The organism is Pseudomonas sp. NPDC087814, assembly GCF_044742865.1.
In the GTDB taxonomy this organism is placed as follows: Bacteria; Pseudomonadota; Gammaproteobacteria; order Pseudomonadales; family Pseudomonadaceae; genus Aquipseudomonas.
The window spans coordinates 118,885-137,425 of sequence record NZ_JBIUVK010000009.1; the positions used below are offsets into that span (position 1 = coordinate 118,885).

General features: G+C 61.2%; 16 protein-coding genes. 13 read left to right on the top strand and 3 right to left on the bottom strand.

Annotated features, from left to right (window positions below; translation table 11 throughout):
- The first annotated feature begins 88 nt into the window (after positions 1 to 88).
- Both ACIOMR_RS10420 and ACIOMR_RS10425 read left to right on the top strand, forming a co-directional pair.
- Positions 89 to 1,069 carry a Gfo/Idh/MocA family protein gene (locus tag ACIOMR_RS10420; protein WP_401193887.1) on the top strand — a complete coding sequence of 327 codons (981 nt, stop codon included), beginning with the start codon at positions 89 to 91 and terminating at the stop codon, positions 1,067 to 1,069.
- A 36-nt stretch (positions 1,070 to 1,105) separates the two neighbouring features.
- Positions 1,106 to 1,744: a ribonuclease gene (locus tag ACIOMR_RS10425; RefSeq protein WP_401193890.1), complete on the top strand. Its 639-nt coding sequence runs from the start codon at positions 1,106 to 1,108 to the stop codon at positions 1,742 to 1,744.
- A 6-nt stretch (positions 1,745 to 1,750) separates the two neighbouring features.
- On the opposite strand, the gene ACIOMR_RS10430 is transcribed toward ACIOMR_RS10425, so the two are convergent.
- The 3 genes from ACIOMR_RS10430 to ACIOMR_RS10440 are packed head-to-tail and all read right to left on the bottom strand — an operon-like array spanning position 1,751 to position 5,040.
- Positions 1,751 to 2,593, bottom strand: coding sequence for a metal-dependent hydrolase (locus tag ACIOMR_RS10430; protein WP_401193893.1), 843 nt, complete (start codon positions 2,591 to 2,593; stop codon positions 1,751 to 1,753).
- A gap of 15 nt (positions 2,594 to 2,608) precedes the next feature.
- A complete protein-coding gene (locus tag ACIOMR_RS10435; protein WP_401193896.1) occupies positions 2,609 to 3,508 on the bottom strand; it encodes an SDR family NAD(P)-dependent oxidoreductase in 900 nt (299 codons plus the stop codon).
- Positions 3,505 to 5,040, bottom strand: coding sequence for an NAD(P)/FAD-dependent oxidoreductase (locus ACIOMR_RS10440; RefSeq protein WP_177022782.1), 1,536 nt, complete (start codon positions 5,038 to 5,040; stop codon positions 3,505 to 3,507). Before ACIOMR_RS10440 ends, ACIOMR_RS10435 begins: the two co-directional genes overlap by 4 nt.
- A 303-nt stretch (positions 5,041 to 5,343) precedes the next feature.
- Between ACIOMR_RS10440 and ACIOMR_RS10445 the strand changes: the two genes are divergently transcribed.
- From ACIOMR_RS10445 to ACIOMR_RS10495, 11 genes are all read left to right on the top strand, one after another.
- A complete protein-coding gene (locus ACIOMR_RS10445; protein WP_102369302.1) occupies positions 5,344 to 6,342 on the top strand; it encodes an alpha/beta fold hydrolase in 999 nt (332 codons plus the stop codon).
- Positions 6,343 to 6,660: 318 nt separating this feature from the next.
- Entirely contained in the window at positions 6,661 to 7,941 is a 1,281-nt protein-coding gene (locus ACIOMR_RS10450; RefSeq protein ID WP_102369301.1) for an alkane 1-monooxygenase, read from the top strand.
- A 146-nt stretch (positions 7,942 to 8,087) separates the two neighbouring features.
- Positions 8,088 to 8,582, top strand: a complete 495-nt coding sequence (gene praA / locus ACIOMR_RS10455; protein ID WP_102369300.1) for an alkane oxidation protein activator PraA — start codon at positions 8,088 to 8,090, stop codon at positions 8,580 to 8,582.
- Between the two features lie 131 nt (positions 8,583 to 8,713).
- Positions 8,714 to 9,229 (top strand): alkane oxidation protein activator PraB, encoded by a 516-nt coding sequence (praB, locus tag ACIOMR_RS10460; protein WP_008437145.1) that lies wholly within the window; start codon positions 8,714 to 8,716, stop codon positions 9,227 to 9,229.
- Positions 9,230 to 9,377: 148 nt separating this feature from the next.
- Positions 9,378 to 9,893 carry an alkane oxidation protein activator PraB gene (praB, locus tag ACIOMR_RS10465; protein WP_087694131.1) on the top strand — a complete coding sequence of 172 codons (516 nt, stop codon included), beginning with the start codon at positions 9,378 to 9,380 and terminating at the stop codon, positions 9,891 to 9,893.
- A 103-nt stretch (positions 9,894 to 9,996) separates the two neighbouring features.
- The gene (locus ACIOMR_RS10470; protein ID WP_146013732.1) at positions 9,997 to 10,491 is read left to right on the top strand and encodes a protein activator; all 495 of its coding nucleotides are present in this window, start codon (positions 9,997 to 9,999) and stop codon (positions 10,489 to 10,491) included.
- 107 nt (positions 10,492 to 10,598) lie between these two features.
- The gene (locus ACIOMR_RS10475) at positions 10,599 to 12,041 is read left to right on the top strand and encodes an outer membrane protein transport protein (RefSeq protein ID WP_008437147.1); all 1,443 of its coding nucleotides are present in this window, start codon (positions 10,599 to 10,601) and stop codon (positions 12,039 to 12,041) included.
- 262 nt (positions 12,042 to 12,303) lie between these two features.
- A complete protein-coding gene (locus ACIOMR_RS10480; protein WP_401193904.1) occupies positions 12,304 to 14,841 on the top strand; it encodes an acyl-CoA dehydrogenase in 2,538 nt (845 codons plus the stop codon).
- A 159-nt stretch (positions 14,842 to 15,000) separates the two neighbouring features.
- Positions 15,001 to 16,344: a 3-oxoacyl-ACP reductase gene (locus ACIOMR_RS10485; RefSeq protein ID WP_401193907.1), complete on the top strand. Its 1,344-nt coding sequence runs from the start codon at positions 15,001 to 15,003 to the stop codon at positions 16,342 to 16,344.
- 2 nt (positions 16,345 to 16,346) lie between these two features.
- Positions 16,347 to 17,237 carry a MaoC/PaaZ C-terminal domain-containing protein gene (locus ACIOMR_RS10490; protein ID WP_177047368.1) on the top strand — a complete coding sequence of 297 codons (891 nt, stop codon included), beginning with the start codon at positions 16,347 to 16,349 and terminating at the stop codon, positions 17,235 to 17,237.
- Positions 17,234 to 18,532 (top strand): acetyl-CoA C-acetyltransferase, encoded by a 1,299-nt coding sequence (locus tag ACIOMR_RS10495; protein WP_401193911.1) that lies wholly within the window; start codon positions 17,234 to 17,236, stop codon positions 18,530 to 18,532. The genes ACIOMR_RS10490 and ACIOMR_RS10495 overlap by 4 nt, the downstream gene beginning before the upstream one ends.
- Positions 18,533 to 18,541: the final 9 nt, after the last annotated feature.

Consider the following 18,541-nt stretch of genomic DNA (forward strand, 5'->3'; position numbering starts at 1 on the left):
TGCTCAGTCTTTATCCGGCAGGGTGGAGAGGGGGCCGGAAAACACCGATACTGCCCCATCGAAAAAAACTCACCTGAAGGAGATGCAGATGAACACCGTACGCTGGGGCATGATCGGCTGTGGCGATGTCACTGAACTCAAGAGTGGACCCGCCTTCTACAAAGCGCCAGGTTCTGCGCTGGTGGCCGTGATGGGGCGGCGCGAGGAGGCCGTGCGCGATTATGCGGCACGCCACGGCATTGCCCGTTTCTACACTGACGCCCAGGCGCTGATCGACGACCCGGAAGTAGACGCGGTCTACATCGCCACACCGCCCGACAGCCACCTCGAATACAGCCTGATGGTGGCCGCTGCCGGCAAGCATTGCTGCGTCGAGAAGCCCATGTCACTGAATGCCGAGCAAAGCGCGCTGATGCAGCGCACCTTCGAACAGGCCGGGCTGCACCTGTTTGTCTCCTATTACCGGCGTTCCCTGCCACGCTTCCAGCAGGTGCGGGACTGGCTGCAGGACGGGCGCATCGGCGAATTGCGTCATCTGACCTGGACCCTGTGCAAGCCGCCTTCGGAAGACGATGCCAGCAGTGCCAACTGGCGCACCGACCCGGCGATTGCCGGCGGCGGGTATTTTGCCGACCTGGCCAGCCACGGTTTTGACCTGTTCCAGTACCTGGTCGGGGATATCGTCGATGTGGCCGGGTTTACCGCGCGCCAGGCCGGGCGCTACGCCGCCGAAGATGCCGTCACCGCCTGCTGGACGTTCGCCTCGGGCGCGCTGGGCATGGGCTGCTGGAACTTTGTCGCCGACCGGCGCGAAGACCGGGTAGAGATGATCGGCAGCAAGGGCCGCATCACGTTTTCGGTGTTCGATGAGGCGCCGTTGCGGCTTGAGAGCGAGACCAGCGAGGTGCTGGAGGTGCCCAACCATGCACATATCCAGTGGCATCACGTGCTGGGGATGAATGCGCATATTCGCGGCGAGAGCAAACACCCGGCACTGGCGATCGAGGCGTTGAAGACCGACCGGGTCATGGACCGGGTGCTACAACGTAACCCCAACCTGGCGGTTTAGCGGTGCTTTAATTTTGTCTTTTTAAGGAATGAACGGATGAAAATGAAAGCAGCCTGGATTGTGCTTTGCCTGGCGTTGGCCGGGGCCGCGACGGCAGCGCCACGGGCCCAGGGGCAGGCCGGGGAGTTTGACTTTTATGTGTTGTCGCTGTCCTGGTCGCCGACCTTCTGCCTGACGCACCCGGACGACCAGCAGTGTTCGGGCAAGGGCTACGGGTTTGTCCTGCATGGGCTGTGGCCGCAGTACGCGAAGGGCGGCTGGCCGGCTTCGTGTGAGCCGCAGTCGCGCTTGTCGGATGCAGACTTCGCCCGGGGCAGGTCGCTGTTCCCGTCGCCCAAACTGCTCAGGCATGAATGGGCCAAGCACGGCACCTGCAGCGGCCTTGAGGCTTCGGCTTACCTGGACAAGACCGATGCAGCGCTCAGCGTGGTCAAGATTCCGCAGCAGCTTGAGCCCTTCAATGTCCGAAGCGGCCTGGGCGCGCGGGACATCGAAGCGCTGTTTCGCGCGAGCAACCCGGCCATGGGCAACCATGGCCTTGCGGTGATCTGCAAGGGTGCCGTGCTGACCGAGGTGCGGGTGTGCCTGACCAAGGACCTGGCGTTTGCCGGCTGCCCGCGCAGCGTCAAGAGCCAGTGCCGGGATGGCGATATTCGGATCCCGACCCAGCGTTAAGCGGACTCAGGCGGGCCCATAACCTTTATGGGCCTGCTCGATCTCCTCCACCAGGCGGTCAATGCCCGCCAGGCGTGCCCGGTTGTCGTGGTCCCAGGGATGGAACCCGGGCTTGAAGTAATGCAACCAGGGCAGCGCCATGCGCGGGAATACGCCATTGGGCCCGTACAGAAACTTGAGCATCCGCCAGAAGCCCTTCAAATGCCCGCCCGAACGCCGGTCGGCAAACAACAGGCGCAGGTGAAAGTCCAGGATCGTCAGCCAGAACAGCCCCGTGGTGATGAGCATGGTGGAAGTGCGCAGCAGATAACGCTTGGGCCCGGGCTTGATCACGCTGTTCCACACATCAAACGCCACCGCCTTGTGCTCGGTTTCTTCCAGGGCATGCCAGTACCACATCTGCTGGTAACCCTTGACCGAATCCCCGAACCGCGACGGGTCGCTGAGGAGGATTTCCGCGAGCATCGCGGTGTAGTGCTCCAGGGCAATGGTCACCGCCAGGTTGAAGGAGGCGGGCAGGTATTTCTTTTGCGCGTCGAGGATCATCTTCAGCCGACGGTCGAGGGTATTCGCCGGCAGCCCTGCGGCTTGCAGCAGATCGTTGTAGGCCACGTGCTCGCGGCTGTGCATGGCTTCCTGGCCGATAAAGCCCTGGATTTCTTTCTTCAGCTCCGGGTCTTCGATGCGCTGGCGGTAGTGACGCACGCTGTCCATGAAGAACAGTTCGCCCTGGGGAAACAGCAACGACAGTGCGTTGAAAAAGTGGGTAATGAACGGGCCTTGTTCATGCCAGTCCTTGATGCGTTCGGCCGGCAGGGCAAAACGGAGGTCGCGGCGAATCGGCAGCATGGTCGGTACTCCAGTTCAGAGACGGTGCTCTTCGTTGGTTTCAAGGACGGGCGAGGGCGCATTGCGTTGCTTGGGCGCCATGCGTTTGCTGGCGAGCACCACCAGCGCTTGATAGGCGGCAGGCAGGCAGCGCGCGAGCAGGTCCAGAAAATAGGCGTCGCGGCCAATCAGCACGCGGCGTTTGTTTTTGCGTACGCCTTGCAGGATCACTTTGGCGGCCTGGTCGGCGTCGGTGATGAACAGCTTTTCGAAGTCGGCCCGGGCCTGCTGTTCGCTGTGAATCAGGAAGCCGGTCATGTTGGCGTCGATCCGGCTGCTGCGGCAGATGTCGGTGCGGATCCCGCCAGGATGCACGCAGGTGGCCGAGACCCCGCTTTTCTGCAGGTCGAGTTCCTGGCGCAAGGACTCGGTAAAACCACGCACGGCGAACTTGGTGGCGTTGTAGCCGCTCATGCCCGGCTGGGCGAACAGGCCGAACACGCTGGAAGTGTTGACTACATGCCCGTCGCCGCTGGCCTTGAGGTACGGCAAAAAGGCCTTGGTGCCGTACACCACGCCCCAGAAGTTGATCCCGACGATCCATTCCAGGTCGGTGTAGTCCACGCCTTCGACGGTGCTCGACAGCGCGACGCCGGCGTTGTTGAAGATCAGGTTGATCTGGCCATGTTCGGCGGCGCATCGGGCGGCCCAGTCTTCCACGGCCTGGCGCTCGGAAACGTCCAGCACCCGCGAGGTGACCAGCACCGGTGCAAGCACCTGGGCCTTGATCAGTGCGACGGTCTGCTCCAGGCCCTGGCTGTTTTTATCCGCCAGCGCCAGGTGGCAGCCTTCACGCGCCAACGCCAGGGCCAAGGCGCGGCCCATGCCGGAAGCGGCGCCGGTAATGGCCGCCACGCGGCCGTTGAATGACTTCATGACAGGCTCCCTTCTGCGGTGGTGTGGGGCGTTGCGGCCGGGCGCGCGGTGGACGGTATCGGCACCAGGCTGGCGACGTAGTCCTTGAGGGCGAAATGCCGGGTGACCTGCTTGAAACGCCAGGTGGAGCCGGGCCACAGCGTGGTGTTCTTGCCGGTGCGTGGGTCCAGGTACCAGCTCTTGCAGCCGCCGGTGGACCAGATGGTGCCGTTGAGTTTTTCCTGCAGCCTGGCGTTGTAGGCCAGTTCCACCGCCGGCTTGACGTCCACCGTAGCGATGCGATGACGCTGCATTTGCTGCAGGGCATCGAGGATGTAGGTGACCTGGGCCTCTATCATCAGAATCATCGAGTTATGCCCCAGCCCGGTGTTGGGGCCGACGATCAGGAACAGGTTCGGATAACCCGGCACCGTGGTGCCCAGGTAGGCGTGGGCGCCGTCTTGCCAGGTGTCCATCAGGTCGATGCCGTGGCGCCCGATGATGCAGTTGCGGGGCAGCGGATCGGTGGCCTGGAAGCCGGTGCCGAAGATGAGGCAGTCAGCCGGGTGCTTGATGCCGTCGGCGGTGATCACCCCGTCCGCCTCGATGCGCAGCACGTTGTCGGTTACCACCTGCACATTGCTGCGGGACAGGGCCGGGTAGTAGTCGTTGGAAATCAGCACGCGCTTGCAGCCGATGGTGTAGTCCGGCGTCAGGGTCTTGCGCAGGGAAGGGCGGGCCACTTGTTTGTGCAGGTGGCGCATGGCGATTTTCTGCACCATTTTCATCAGGCGCGGGTGCAGGGCAAAGCCCACCACGCGACCTTCCAGTGCCCAATAGAACGCGCCGCGTACCAGGCGCTGGGTGAACGGCAGGTGCTTGAATGCCCAGCGCTCGAAGCGTGAAATCGGCCGGTCGGGCTTGGGCATGATCCACGGCGGGGTGCGCTGGAACAGGTCCAGGTGGGCCACCTGCGGCGCAATCTGCGGCACGAACTGAATGGCACTGGCGCCGGTGCCGATCACCGCCACGCGCTTGCCCTTCAATGAATACTCGTGGTCCCACTGCTGGGAGTGGAAGCGCTTGCCCTTGAAGCTGTCCAGGCCCGGAATATCCGGCAGTGCCGGGCGCGACAGGCCGCCCATTCCCGACACCAGCACCCGCGCACTCACCTGGCGGCCATTGCTGAAGCTCAGGCTCCAGCGCTGTTGCGCCTCATCAAATACCGCCTTCTCCAGGCCCATGCCAAAGCGCAGGAACGGCGCCAGTTCGAAGCGCCGGGCGCACTGCTCCAGGTAGGCGCGAATCTCCGCCTGTGGCGCAAATTGCCGGGTCCAGTCCGGGTTGGGCGCAAAGGAAAACGAATAGACATGGGATTGCACGTCGCAGGCGCAACCGGGGTAGTGGTTGTCCCGCCAGGTGCCGCCGAGAGCATCGGCCTGTTCGGCAATAAAGAAGTCGTGGAACCCGGCCTCCTTGAGTTTGATCGCCATGCACAGCCCGGCAAATCCGGAACCGATGATGGCGATGTCGATGGTGTCATGGGCATTCATAGGCTGTCCCTCGTGGGCCGGTGGCGCCTTACGGGTGTCGACATCGGATGTGCTCCTTGTTTTTGTTTTGGCTTTTTAGATAGAACACCATTGCAAAGGAAAATTGAATTATTTATTTTAAAAAAGATTTTAAATAATCTACCTGAAAATATCGTCTAGGCTACGACCCAGTTCCTCATGTGCGACTTATCCGACGGACGAGAGCTTGTACGCACACAGTTAAGGTCCAGGGTGGACGATGGCTGAGGCCTTGACCAATACCGGTCGGGCCGCCAGCAACGCAGGGATGCAGAGGACCGAGCTATGGCTGTCGAGTGGGTTGTCGCTGCGGGTGTGTGTGTAGGGTTAAGCGTAGTGTTGTGGGCCTTCAGTGCCCGGATGACACGGCGTATAGAGGCTGCTGTTCCGATCAACGGGCGCTTTCTGGAGATCAACGGCGAGCGCTTTCATTATGTAGACGAGGGCAAGGGCCCACCGCTGGTGATGATCCACGGGCTGATGGGCAGCAGTCGCAACTTGACGTACGCCTTGTCTGCCCAATTGCGTGAGCACTTTCGAGTGATCACCGTGGATCGTCCGGGGTCGGGTTATTCCACCCGGCATGCCGGCACGGCCGCGGACCTGCCTGGCCAGGCCCGGCAAGTCGCCAGCTTTATCCAGACGCTTGACCTGGATAAGCCGCTGGTGCTGGGGCATTCCCTCGGCGGGGCGATTTCCCTGGCCCTGGCCCTGGACCATCCCCACGCGGTGTCCGGATTGATCCTGGTGGCGCCCCTGACCCATCCCCAGCGCCTGCTGCCGCTGGTGTTTATGTCGTTGGCGATACGCCCGGGATGGCTGCGACGCTTTATGTCGCACACCCTGACCATGCCGATCGGATTGCTGACCAAAGGCTCGGTGGTCAAGGGCGTGTTTGCCCCCGACCCGGCCCCGGAAGACTTCGCCACCCGTGGCGGCGGCTTGTTGGGCATGCGGCCCGAGAACTTCTATGCCGCCTCCACCGAGATCAACCTGGTCAACGATTTCCTGCCGGACATGGTCAAGCGCTACCCGCAGCTGACGTTGCCGATCGGGCTGATTTATGGCGCGCAGGACAAGGTGCTGGATTTCCGCAAACACGGGCAGGCCCTGGCCAGCCTGGTGCCGGGCCTGAAGCTGCAGCTGGTGGAAGGGCGCGGGCATATGTTGCCGATCACGGCCACCGAGCGTGTCGCGGCGGTGGTCGAGCAGATAGCCAAGCGCGTCCGGCCGCCGGAAAGCGCCACGGTGTTGCACACGCCGTTTGCGTTGGCGAGTAAATAATTGTGCGACTGAACTCGCGGTTCGAACTCGTCAATGCTTGCTCTAGACGCCTGACCAAACGGCTGAAAAAGAGACTGCCCGGTCACGTTCAAAAGGGTTCAAGAAACTAGTTGACGACCTAACGATTCCGCGCTATTTATTTAAAAAAATTATTTCAATGTCTAATTTGAAACAATTTTTGAAATGCCTAAGAGCGAATAAAATAATGAAAAAAACGCCTTTTATCGCATGGTTGAATTCTCGGGGCAGTCACCGCTCCGTGTACCTGTCCAGTGTTGATTTTTGCTCCCTGCCTACCTGCGTCGTGCGGAGGCTGCCATGAATCAGACCCTGGCTGCCCCGAACGTCTGGACCGACGGCAAGCGCCACCTGTGGTGGCTCGGCATCATGCCCCTGGCAACCCCAATTCTCTCTGGTGCCCTGGCCATCACTACCGGCGTGCAACAACTGTGGTGGGTCGGTGTGCTGGTGATCTTCGGCCTGATCCCGCTGATCGACGGCCTGCTGGGTGAAGACGTCAGTAACCCGCCCGAGTCCGCCGTCAGCAACCTCGAATCCCAAAGCTACTACCGCTGGATCGTCTACACCGGCGTGCTGTTTGTCATCTCATCCCTGGTGGTCACCGGGTGGCTGGCCGCAGGCGGTATCGACTGGATTATCAATGGCGGCCTGTTGCATGCCACCGCCACCCTGGACCCGTCGAGCTGGCTGGCGAAAACCGCCGCGTTCATCACCGCGCGCACCGAGCTGCATGGCCAGGTGAGCTGGTTCACCTACCTGGGCATGGCGATGTCCACTGGCGCTGCCACCGGCATTGCCATCAACACCGCCCATGAGCTGGGGCACAAGCCGCGCCTGCTGGAAGTCGTGCTGGCCAAGATCACCCTGGCACCGACCTTCTACGGGCACTTCTACACCGAACACAACCGTGGCCACCACGTGCGCGTCGCCACCCCGGAAGACCCGGCCAGTTCGCGGTTGGGGGAGAGCTTCTGGGCCTTCCTGCCGCGCTCGGTATGGTTCAGCGCCCGCTCGGCGTGGAACCTGGAGCGTGAACGCCTGCGCAAACTCGGCCTGCCGGCCTGGCACTGGAAGAACGCCGTACTCAGCGCCTGGATGTACAGTGTGGTGTTGTGGGGCGCGATGATTGCCTGGCTGGGCGCGGCAGTGATTCCATTCCTGATCATCCAGGGCATCTACGGTTTCTCGCTGCTGGAAGTGGTGAACTATGTCGAGCACTACGGCCTGAAACGCCAGAAGTTGCCCAACGGTCGTTATGAACGTTGCTCGCCACGCCATTCCTGGAACAGTAATCGGATTGTCACCAATATCTTTCTGTTCCAACTGCAGCGGCACTCCGACCATCACGCCAACCCAACCAGAAGTTATCAGTCACTGCGTCATTTTGATGAATCGCCGCAACTCCCATACGGTTATGCCAGCATGATTGTCTGGGCGTATGTACCGTACTTGTGGCGACGACGCATGGATCACCGGGTACTTAATCATTACGCCGGGGATATTACCCTGACCAATCTTCAACCTTCACAGCGTTTGAAGTACCTGGAGAAGTACAGCAACACCACCAGACCCTTCTAACGAAAGCAGTCAGTTGTAGGGCGTACTCGGGATCTGTGCATCGCGCAGGTTTTCATCGCCCAGGCTTTACCGGTTTCGAGTACGGCTTAGTTGCAAGACAGTTGTTTGACCCGAACAAAAATAAAATGAAGGGAAGGACGTACACCATGCAAACCCCTGCCAAGTTCACCACGCACATTGTATTGGCCGCGCTGGGCCTGATCGTTTACCACCAGGCCCAGGCCGCCCGTATCGAACCTGCCGGCAGCGCGTTTACTGCCCAGGGCCCCATCAGCTTTTCCAAAGGCGCGCTGATCAGCGCGGATTGCACCATCAAGGTCGCCGGCAAAGTGGCGGCGGATGGGTCGTCAGTAAATGTCGACAAAGTTGAGTTCGACGGCGGCCTCAAGTGCAGCCGGGTCGAAGCCATCAACTTGCCGTGGGTATTGGTGGCTAAAGATACCAGGAGCGGCTCGATGTCGAAGATCGCCGTGGATGTGCATGCCTTTGGTTTGGGCGGTAAGTGCGGGCCTTCTACTGCCGATGGAACCTGGGATAACGCCACCGGCAAGCTGGAAGCGTCGAATGTGCCTATCGGCGAAGACTGCAAGATCAAGACGGTGTCGATCAAGATGCCGCCGAGTTTCAAAGTTATTGAGTAACAGTGGGATGTTGTAGCGGTAATTGAATTGAAATTTGGCTGGAAAGGGAAGTTCTGCAGATTCACCGTGACCTCTCGATCATGGCCATTACCCCTGGCGAAATGACTCGCCATAACATGTGAGGAAAAATAATGAAAAGCTTGAAAACCCTCGTGTCTTTGACTGCTTTGACTGTTTGCATGGGTGCTGCTTCGATGGCCAGTGCGGCGTCTTTCAGCCCTATTGGTGCAAGCATCACCGCTAACGGCAGCATTACGGTCAAATCGCCGTCGTCGTTTCAGCAGCCAGTGACTTGCAACATTCTTTTCCAGGGTGTTGTTAACGCCGATGGTACTGCCAATATCAATAGCGCCACCGTATCGGGTTCCAACAGCCTGTGCGCATTGCCCAAGATGACTAACCTGCCATGGAAACTATCGGCTACCTCCGTTACTGCGGGTACCGTGACCAACGTTGGCTACACCATCGCAGGTGCACCGCCAATCATTCCTGCCACCAACTGCGGCCCGACCACTATTGCCGTGGGCCTGGCGTCAACTGCCAGCCCAGCTTCCAGCACGATCACTGCAACCAACCAGACGCTGACCGGCAGTTGCACCGTGGTGTCGCTGAGCCTCACCGCACCGGGTGCCGTGGTAATTCCTTGATAGGCGTACTCCGTAAAAAGGGTTGATCACCCCGATGGAAGGCAGGCGCCTCGCGAGAGGCGCTTGTTCAGGGATGGACAGCCAACGGATCGGCTGACAACACCGTTCATTGCGCTTGGTGAATACGTCACCAGACAGGTGGAAAAACATGGAAAGCTTGAAAACGTTCGTGGGTGCTACTGCTGTTGCAATGTGCATTTGTGCGGCTTCGATGGCCAACGCGGCGTCTTTCATTCCTGCCGACCAATCATTTACCACCGTTAACGGCACCCTGACGCTGAAGTCGCCGTCTTCGATGAGGACACCTGTAACGTGTAATATCCAGTTTGTTGGGCGGGTATCCCACGATGGTTCCACGGCAAGTCTGACCAGTGTTTATATCGCCGGCAGCAACGCCCTGTGTGCCATGTATCGTGTCAGTAACTTGCCATGGGTATTGAGTCCAACAGCCAGTGCTTTCGGCGCATTATCTAATGTCAGTTTCACTGTGGCGAGCCTTCCGCCAATCATTCCTGGTACTAACTGCGGTCCTGCAACTATTAGCGTTTCTCTCTTCAATAACACCGATGGCTTAAATCTTTATGCAATCAATCAGGTACTTCCCGGTAGCTGTGAAGTTGTGTCGATGCGCTTCGCAATGCCATACCTGATGATAAATCCTTGATAAACGAATTTTGATCGGCTTGCGCCTCAGGCGAGGTGTCTGGCCATGTAACTGATGCCGGCGGAGCCGGTGGATAACAATAAAAAGTCTGGGGACTAAGACAATGCAAAGCCTTACCACACGTATTTCTCTAACTGCGCTGCTGCTTGGCCTGGCATTCACATCCTCAATGACCCACGCGGCATCGTTTGCCCAGGCGGGCGCCGCATTTACTGCCACTGGCTCGATCTCTACCGCAGTAAAACTTTTGGTATGGACACCCGTCCCTTGCACTGTCGCGCTGACCGGAAAGGTCGCTTCCGACGGTTCAAGTGCGACCATCACCGGTGCCACTTTTACGGGCAACGCACTGTGCGGAGTTTCCGGGCCGCTTAATCTGCCGTGGACCCTCGTACCGACGAATGCCAGCACCGCAACACTTTCAGGTTTCGCCGAGAAGTTCTTCTCCGACACGTGCGCGTCTCCAAGTACGTTGACCACGCAATGGAGTGCTGCTGATAACACCTTTAGCCTCCTTAGCCCTCACACCGTAGGCGACAGCTGCCGAATCACGGCATTCAGTTTCAAGCCTTCGCCAGTCCTCACGATTAGTCCTTGAACTTGATCATCAGGTCAAAGGTTGAAATATGCCCCTGAACGGGCAAACGAAGCAGCAAGACGAGCCGGCTCGAGCAGGCTCAGTTTGATAACAATAAGGAGTGCCGCATGAATAATAAAAAACAACAGGTGCAGGCTGTATTGGGGCTCGCATTGCTGGGGGGGCTGATGATTACCGCTCCGGCGCAGGCAGGTGGTTTTGCTACCCCGACCTATGGCGCGCAGGGCTGGGGCCGTGCCTTTGGTGGTGGTTCGCTGTTCAAGGATGACCCTTCAGCTGCGTACAACAACCCGGCTGCCATGGCATTTATTGATCACACTATCGTGCAGCAAACCGTCGACTACGCCCGCGTCAATATCAAGTACAAGGGCAGTGCTTACGACTACAAGGGAGATCCGAGCAGTTCCAGCGTCATTGATCCGTTGACAGGTATACCTACCTCAACCCCGCGCACAGGCAACGGCGGCGAAGCAGGCTTCACCGCTTGGCTGCCTACCGGCTTTGCGGTGATTCCGCTCAATGACCGTTTTGCGCTCGGCTTTAGCGCTGTTGTCCCTCAAGGCATGAAAAGTACCTGGGACCCGGACTGGAAGGGTCGCGACTTCGCCGTCGACACCAAGATCGAAACGGTGGGTGTGACGGGCTCGCTGTCGTTCAAGGTCAACGACCAGTTCTCCATTGGTGGTGGCGCCATCGTGCAGCACAGTAGTGGCTTCGTCAGCCAGAACGTCGACCTGCTGGCAGCGGCGGCCTTGTCGCCAGGATTGGGCGGTGCACCCTTTCCTTCGGGGGTTGGGCATGCCTTGATGCGGGTCAAGGTAGATAACACCTCTGTCGGCTGGTTTGCCGGCGTGGTCTGGAAGCCAACGCTGCAGGATACTGTTGGCCTGAACTACCACGCCAAGATCAAGAACAAGCTGGAGGGTAACTACAATATCTATGCCGATGACGGCTCCAGAAGCCTGATGACCGATATCAACCCTGCTTTCGGCAAAACCCTGGTAGAGCAGGCGTACCCGGGCCTGCATCTTTACCCGGATGGCGCCAACGCCTCAACCCAGCTGGATATTCCGGCCAATGCCGCGATTGATTGGGTGCACGTGTTCAATGACCGCTTCACCCTGGGTGTCAGCGCCATGTGGACGCAATGGTCTTCGTTCAAGGACCTGACCCTGAAGTCCGACGGCAGCACCATCGTGTCGATTCCCTACAAGTACCGTGACGTCTGGATGCTGTCGGTGGGCGGTGACTACAAACTCACCGACGACTGGACCGTGCGTGCCGGTGTCGCCAATGACCAGACTCCAACCCGTAACTCCACACGTGACCCACGTATTCCTGACGGTGACCGCTGGTTTGCTTCCCTGGGGCTGAGCTACGCCGTAAGAGCTATTCCGGGGCTGACCCTGGACGGTGCGTACTCCCGGCAGTTTGTGGAAGAGGTCAAGTTGAAGACGCAGAACGTCGATCGTCTCGGCGGCGCACGCCTGGATGGCAAGGTCGACAGCAAAGGGGAGGTGGTCAGCTTATCAGCGACTTACGCGTTCTGATCGCGTGCAGTGAAGTGAATTGACTAGCCGATAAAGGAGGGCAGCAAGCGCATCTTGCTGCTCTTCCGGCATTTCTCACGTGCTCCCTTTGATCCATCAGGCTGACTTGCTCAGCCCTTGATTTTTTCGCCCAAGCATTAAATAAAAATTTCAAAACAAAATTTGAATTTATCTTTTCAAGTTTGTAGTGTGGCTTTACGTCACAGGTCATTCCGATCTGCCCGGGCGTTGGCCGTACCCTGAATTGAGTAGAGGTATCCCCATGGTTATCTGGTTATTGGCGGGACTCGCAGCAGCGATTGCCCTGGCGTATCGACAAGCCGCTGCCACCCTCTGGCTGGGTGCCGGCCTGGTCTGGCTGGCGGCCGGTTACCTGTTCAACGCAGTCGCCGGTTTCGGCGCCGGCGTCGTGGCGGTGCTGGTGGTGTTGCCCGCGCTGCTGCTGACGATCAAACCCCTGCGCCGCACCCTGTTGACCAGCAAGGCCCTGGGCCTTTTTCGCGGCATCATGCCGGCGATGTCCGACACCGAGCGTGCTGCCATCGAGTCCGGAACCGTGTGGTGGGACGCCGAGCTGTTCAGCGGCAAACCGCGCTGGGAACGCCTGCTGCAAGCCGCACCGGCCAGCCTCAGCGCTGAAGAACAGGCTTTCCTCGACAACGAAGTGGAGACCCTGTGCGACATGTCCAACGACTGGGAAACCACCCAGGTCTGGCAAGACATGTCCCCCGAAGGCTGGCAGTACACCAAGGATGCCGGCTTCCTCGGCATGATCATTCCCAAGCAGTACGGCGGCAAAGGCTTCTCCCACTATGCGCATTCGCAAGTGGTGATGAAGCTCTCGACCCGCTGCTCGGCGGCGGCGATTTCGGTGATGGTACCCAACTCCCTGGGCCCGGCCGAACTGCTGCTGCATTACGGCACCGACGCCCAGCGCAACTACTACCTGCCACGCCTGGCCCGTGGCGAAGACATCCCGTGCTTCGCCCTGACCAGCCCGTATGCCGGCTCCGACGCCGGCGCGATTCCAGACCTGGGCATCGTCTGCAAGGGCGTGCACGAAGGCGAGGAAGTACTGGGTTTCCGTGTGACCTGGGACAAGCGCTACATCACCCTCGGCCCAATCGCCACGGTGCTCGGCCTGGCCTTCCGCGCCGAAGACCCGGACGGTCTGCTCGGCCAGCCGGGTTCCCTGGGCATCACCTGCGCGTTGATCCCCACCACCCATCCGGGGGTGAACAGCGGCCGGCGTCACTGGCCACTCAACGCGGTATTCCAGAACGGCCCGACCACCGGCAAGGATGTGTTTATCCCGCTGGAATGGGTGATCGGCGGCCGCGAGCAAGTCGGCAACGGCTGGCGCATGCTGATGGAATGCCTGGCGGCTGGCCGGGCGATTTCCCTGCCGTCGGCCAACGTCGGCCTGGGCAAGGTGGCTGTGCGCGGCACCACCGCTTATGCGGCGATGCGCAAGCAATTCGGCCTGCCCATCGGCAAGTTCGAAGGCGTGCAGGCGCCCCTGGCGCGCATGGCCGGGCATTTGTATGCCTGCGACGCGGTGCGCAAGGTCTCGGTAGCGTCATTGGATGCCGGTGAAAAACCCTCGGTGATCTCGGCCATCGCCAAGTATCACGTTACCGAGCGGGCACGCATCATCGTCAACGACGGCATGGACATCGTGGCCGGCAAGGGCATCTGCATGGGGCCCAACAACTTCCTCGCCCGGGCCTACCAGCAAAGCCCCATCGCCATCACGGTGGAAGGCGCGAACATCATGACTCGCTGCCTGATCATCTACGGCCAGGGCCTGATCCGCTGCCATCCGTATGTGTTCCGCGAGATGGAAGCGGCGCGCAATACGGACCGGCGCAAGGCCCTGGTAGATTTCGACAGCGCAATGTTCGGTCACCTGAGCTTCGTGCTGGCCAATACCGTGCGTGCCGCAGTGTATTCGCTGACGGGCGGACGGCTGATTTCCGTGCCGGGCAAGACCGATCCGGCGCTGGCGTCCTACTACCGCCAGGCCAATCGGCTGTCGGTGGTGTTGGCGTTGATCTCGGACATTTCCATGGGCGTGCTGGGCGGTGCCCTCAAGCGCAAGGAAAGCATCACCGGGCGGCTGGGGGACATTCTGTCCCAGCTGTACATCCTGTCCTGCGTGCTCAAGCGTTTTGAGGATGATGGCCGGCCACAGGCAGATTTGCCGCTGGTGCATTGGGCGGCCCAGGACGCGTTGCTGCGCGCCCATGAGGCCCTGGCCGAAGTGCTCGACAACTACCCGTCGAAAGCCGCGGCGGCGGTGGTGCGTGGCTTGACGTTCCCGTTCGGTATTCCACAGCGCAAACCGTCGGATCGCCTGTTGGCCCAAGTGGCGGAACTGGTGCAGGTGCCGGGGGAAACCCGCGACCGCTTGCTGGGTAATTCCTACATTCCTCGGCCGGAAATCGACAAGCTGGCTTACGGCGAGCTGGCCTTGCGCCTGTTGCCGCAAGTGGAGCTGATCGAGGCGCGGCTCAAGGGGGCGATCAAGCAAGGCCTGATCGAGCCAATGCCGATTTCCAGTGCGGCGTTTACTCCGTGGCGAGTCAAGGCGCGGGCGCTGGACCTGATCAGCGAGGAAGACGACAGCTTGCTCGCGCGCTATGTGGAATATGGCGATCACGCGATCCAGGTGGACGACTTCCCGCAGGACTTCGGTTTGCTGGAAGCCTTGCAACAGCGCCAGCAGGCGCTGGAACTGGCCGCCAAACCGAGCGCAAGACGCCGCGCCAACCAAGGCGAAAACGCACCGGTCAACTGACTGGAACTGGAGGAGCACGACCCCTGTAGGAGCTGGCTTGCCTGCGATAGCGTTGGTTCAGTGCCAGATGTGTTGGCTGACACACCGCAATCGCAGGCAAGCCAGCTCCTACAAGGATCGGGTTTCCATGGCAACACCGTGTTGTGAGTGAGTTTATCCATGAGTGACAGCTACCTTTCTTTCGTCAATTCCCCCTGGGGAGCCTGGCTGGCCCGCACTGCCGGGCTGCCCCAACCCCTGGCATTGCAACGTCACCGCAGCGGCCAGCAAGGCCTGGCCAACCCGGTAATCGTCGCGGGGGTAGGGCGCCTGGGGGCGCAAATCCAGCGCATCTTCACCGCCACCGACACAGTGACCGCCACCGCTGCGACCCTCAAGGCACCCTCCACGGTCAAGGTCCAGGGCGCGGTGTTCGACGCCAGCGACATCGCCGACCTCAAGCAGTTGGACGAGCTCTACGAATTCTTCCACGCCAACGCCAGGCGCCTTGGGCAGCACGCCCGGGTGGTGGTGCTCGGCACCGCGCCGGAGTTGTGCAAGGACCTGCCCCAGGCCATTGCCCAGCGTGCCCTTGAGGGCCTGGTGCGTTCGTTGGCCAAGGAGTTGCGCCGGGCGATCACCGTGCAGTTGATCTACGTCGCACCGGGTGCCGAGGACGGGCTGGAAAGCAGCCTGCGGTTCTTCCTGTCGCGGCGCTCGGCCTATGTTTCGGGGCAGGTGGTGCGCCTCGAAAAACCCGTCGATAGCCCAACCGAAATCAACTGGGACAAACCCCTCGGCGGCCGCCGTGCCCTGGTCACCGGCGCCTCCCGTGGCATCGGCCTGGCAATCGCCCAGGTGCTGGCCCGCGATGGAGCCCATGTGGTCTGCGTGGATGTGCCCCAGGCCCAGGATTCGCTGCAAAAGGCGGCCGGCAGTGTCGCAGGCACCGCACTGGCGCTGGACATCACCGCCACCGATGCCGCGCAGCAGTTGCACGCCCATGTCAGCCAACACGGTGCATTCGACGTGGTGGTGCACAACGCCGGGATTACCCGTGACAAGACCATCGCCAAGATGACTGAGACCGCGTGGCGCAGCGTACTGGCGGTCAACCTGGAAGCACCGTTGCACCTGAGCACGGCGCTGCTGGATAGCCAGGGCCTGAATCCGGGCGGGCGGATCGTGTGTGTCTCATCAATTTCCGGTATCGCCGGCAACCTCGGGCAAAGCAACTACGCCACCTCCAAGGCCGGGGTGATCGGACTGGTACAAGGCCTGGCCCCGCAGGCGGCGGCGCAGCAAGTGACGGTGAATGCCGTGGCACCGGGCTTTATCGAAACCCAGATGACCGCGAAGATCCCGCTGATGATTCGCGAAGCGGGGCGGCGGATGAACTCGATGTCCCAGGGCGGGCAACCCATCGACGTGGCAGAAACCATCGCCTGGCTGGCGCATCCGGCATCCGGCGGGGTCAATGGCCAGGTGGTGCGGGTCTGCGGCCAAAGCCTGTTGGGAGCCTGAGCATGGACTATGTGACGCAGATTATTGACCCGCCGCCCTCGCGGTCGCGGCTGTTGCTGGACGGGGTATTGGGGCTGCGCAAACCGAAGCTGGAAGGCGAGCCGACGTTGCCGAAAGAACGCCTGGTGCGTTCGGCCGTCGAGCTGTCTGCCCAAGGGATCGCGGCTTACGGTCGGGCCTGTGGTTTCCGCCGTGAGCAAGGCGTGCCGCTGTCCTATCCCCATGTGCTGGCGTTCCCCTTGCACCTGATGTTGCTGACCCGCCCGAGTTTCCCGTACCCGGCCAGCGGCATGGTGCATTTGGCCAATCGCATCCGCCAGCATCGACGGCTGGAGGCGGGCCAGGCCTTGCGCCTGGAGGTGTATTGCGAACGCTGGGTCGCCCATCCCAAGGGCCAGGCCCTGAGCATCGCCACCCGTGCCTACAGCGCGGGCGCCCTGATATGGGAGAGCGACAGCCTGTACCTGCGTCGTGACGTAAACGCGCCGGTTGGCGAGCCGTGGGACGACGCGTTGCCCTTGCAGGAAGAAGGTTTGCTGCGCACTCAACGCTGGGTGCTGCCGGCGGATCTGGGGCGGCGTTTCGCCAGGGTCTCGGGGGATTTCAATCCGATTCACACCTCGGTGATTGGCGCCAAACTCTTCGGCTTTCGCCGGGCCATCGCCCACGGCATGTGGACCCTTGGCCGCGCCCTGGCCGCCCAGCAACCCCCCGGCGGACTGGACCAGGCCGAGGCCCATTGCGACTTCAAGCTGCCGATCTTCCTGCCCGGCCAGGTGGCGCTGTGGAACGTTCCGCCAACCGGCCCGCGCCGTGAGTTTGAAGTGCGTAATTTCGCCGGCGACAAACCCCATATGCGTGGGCTGTTTATCTGGAATGAGACCGATCGATGAGTGACTACAGTTTCAACCCGGCCCCGACGCGCCGCGTGGCGATTATCGGCGGCAACCGTATCCCGTTCGCCCGCTCCAACACCGTGTACGCCCATGACAGCAACCAGGATCTGCTGGTCGCCGCCCTGCAAGGCCTGGTGGACCGCTACAACCTTCACGGCCTGCGCCTGGGCGAGTTTGCCGCGGGTGCGGTGATCAAGCACTCCCGGGATTTCAACCTGGCCCGGGAAAGCCTGCTGTCTACCACACTGTCTCCCGAAACCCCGGCCTACGACCTGCAACAAGCCTGCGGTACGGGCCTGGAAGCGGCGTTGCTGGTGGCGAACAAGATCGCCCTCGGGCAGATCGAAGTGGGCATTGCCGGCGGTTCCGACACCACCTCTGACGCGCCCATCGGCATCAACGAGTCCCTGCGCCGCACCTTGCTTTCAGCCAACCGCGCCAAGGGTACCGGCGCCAAGTTGAAGGCACTGATGAGCGTGCGACCGTCGATGTTCTTCAAGCCGCTGCTGCCGCGCAATGGCGAGCCGCGCACCGGCTTGTCCATGGGTGAACACTGCGAGGAAATGGCCAAGCGCTGGCAGATCAAGCGCCTGGCCCAGGACGAGTTGACCCTCACCAGCCACCAGCGGCTGGATGCGGCGTACAAGCAGGGTTTCTTCGATGATTTGATCAGCCCGTATCGCGGCCTGGCCCGGGACAACAACCTGCGGGCCGACGCCAGCCTGGAGAAACTTGCCGGCCTGTCCCCGGCCTACGACCGCCAGAACGGCACGCTCACCGCCGGCAACTCCACGCCCCTGACTGACGGCGCGTCGGTGGTGCTGCTGGCCAGCGAGGAATGGGCCGCCGAGCGCGGCTTGCCCGTATTGGCGTACCTGCGAACCGGTGAAACCGCTGCGGTGAATTTCGTCGACGGCACCGAAGGCCTGCTGATGGCCCCGGCCTACGCCGTGCCACGCATGCTCAAGCGCGAAGGCTTGACGTTCGCCGACTTCGATCTGTTCGAGATTCACGAAGCCTTCGCCGCTCAGGTGCTGTGCACCCTCAAGGCCTGGGAAGACCCGGATTACTGCCGCGACCGCCTGGGCCTCGACGCGCCGCTGGGCAGCATCGACCGCAGCAAGATGAACGTCAACGGCGGCTCCCTCGGCTGCGGCCACCCCTTCGCCGCCACCGGTGGCCGGCAACTCGCGGCACTGGCCAAAGCGATCCACCAGCGTGGCGGCGGCCGCGGCCTGATTTCGATCTGCGCGGCGGGTGGGTTGGGCATTACCGCTATCGTCGAAAAGTAGTTCCCACCA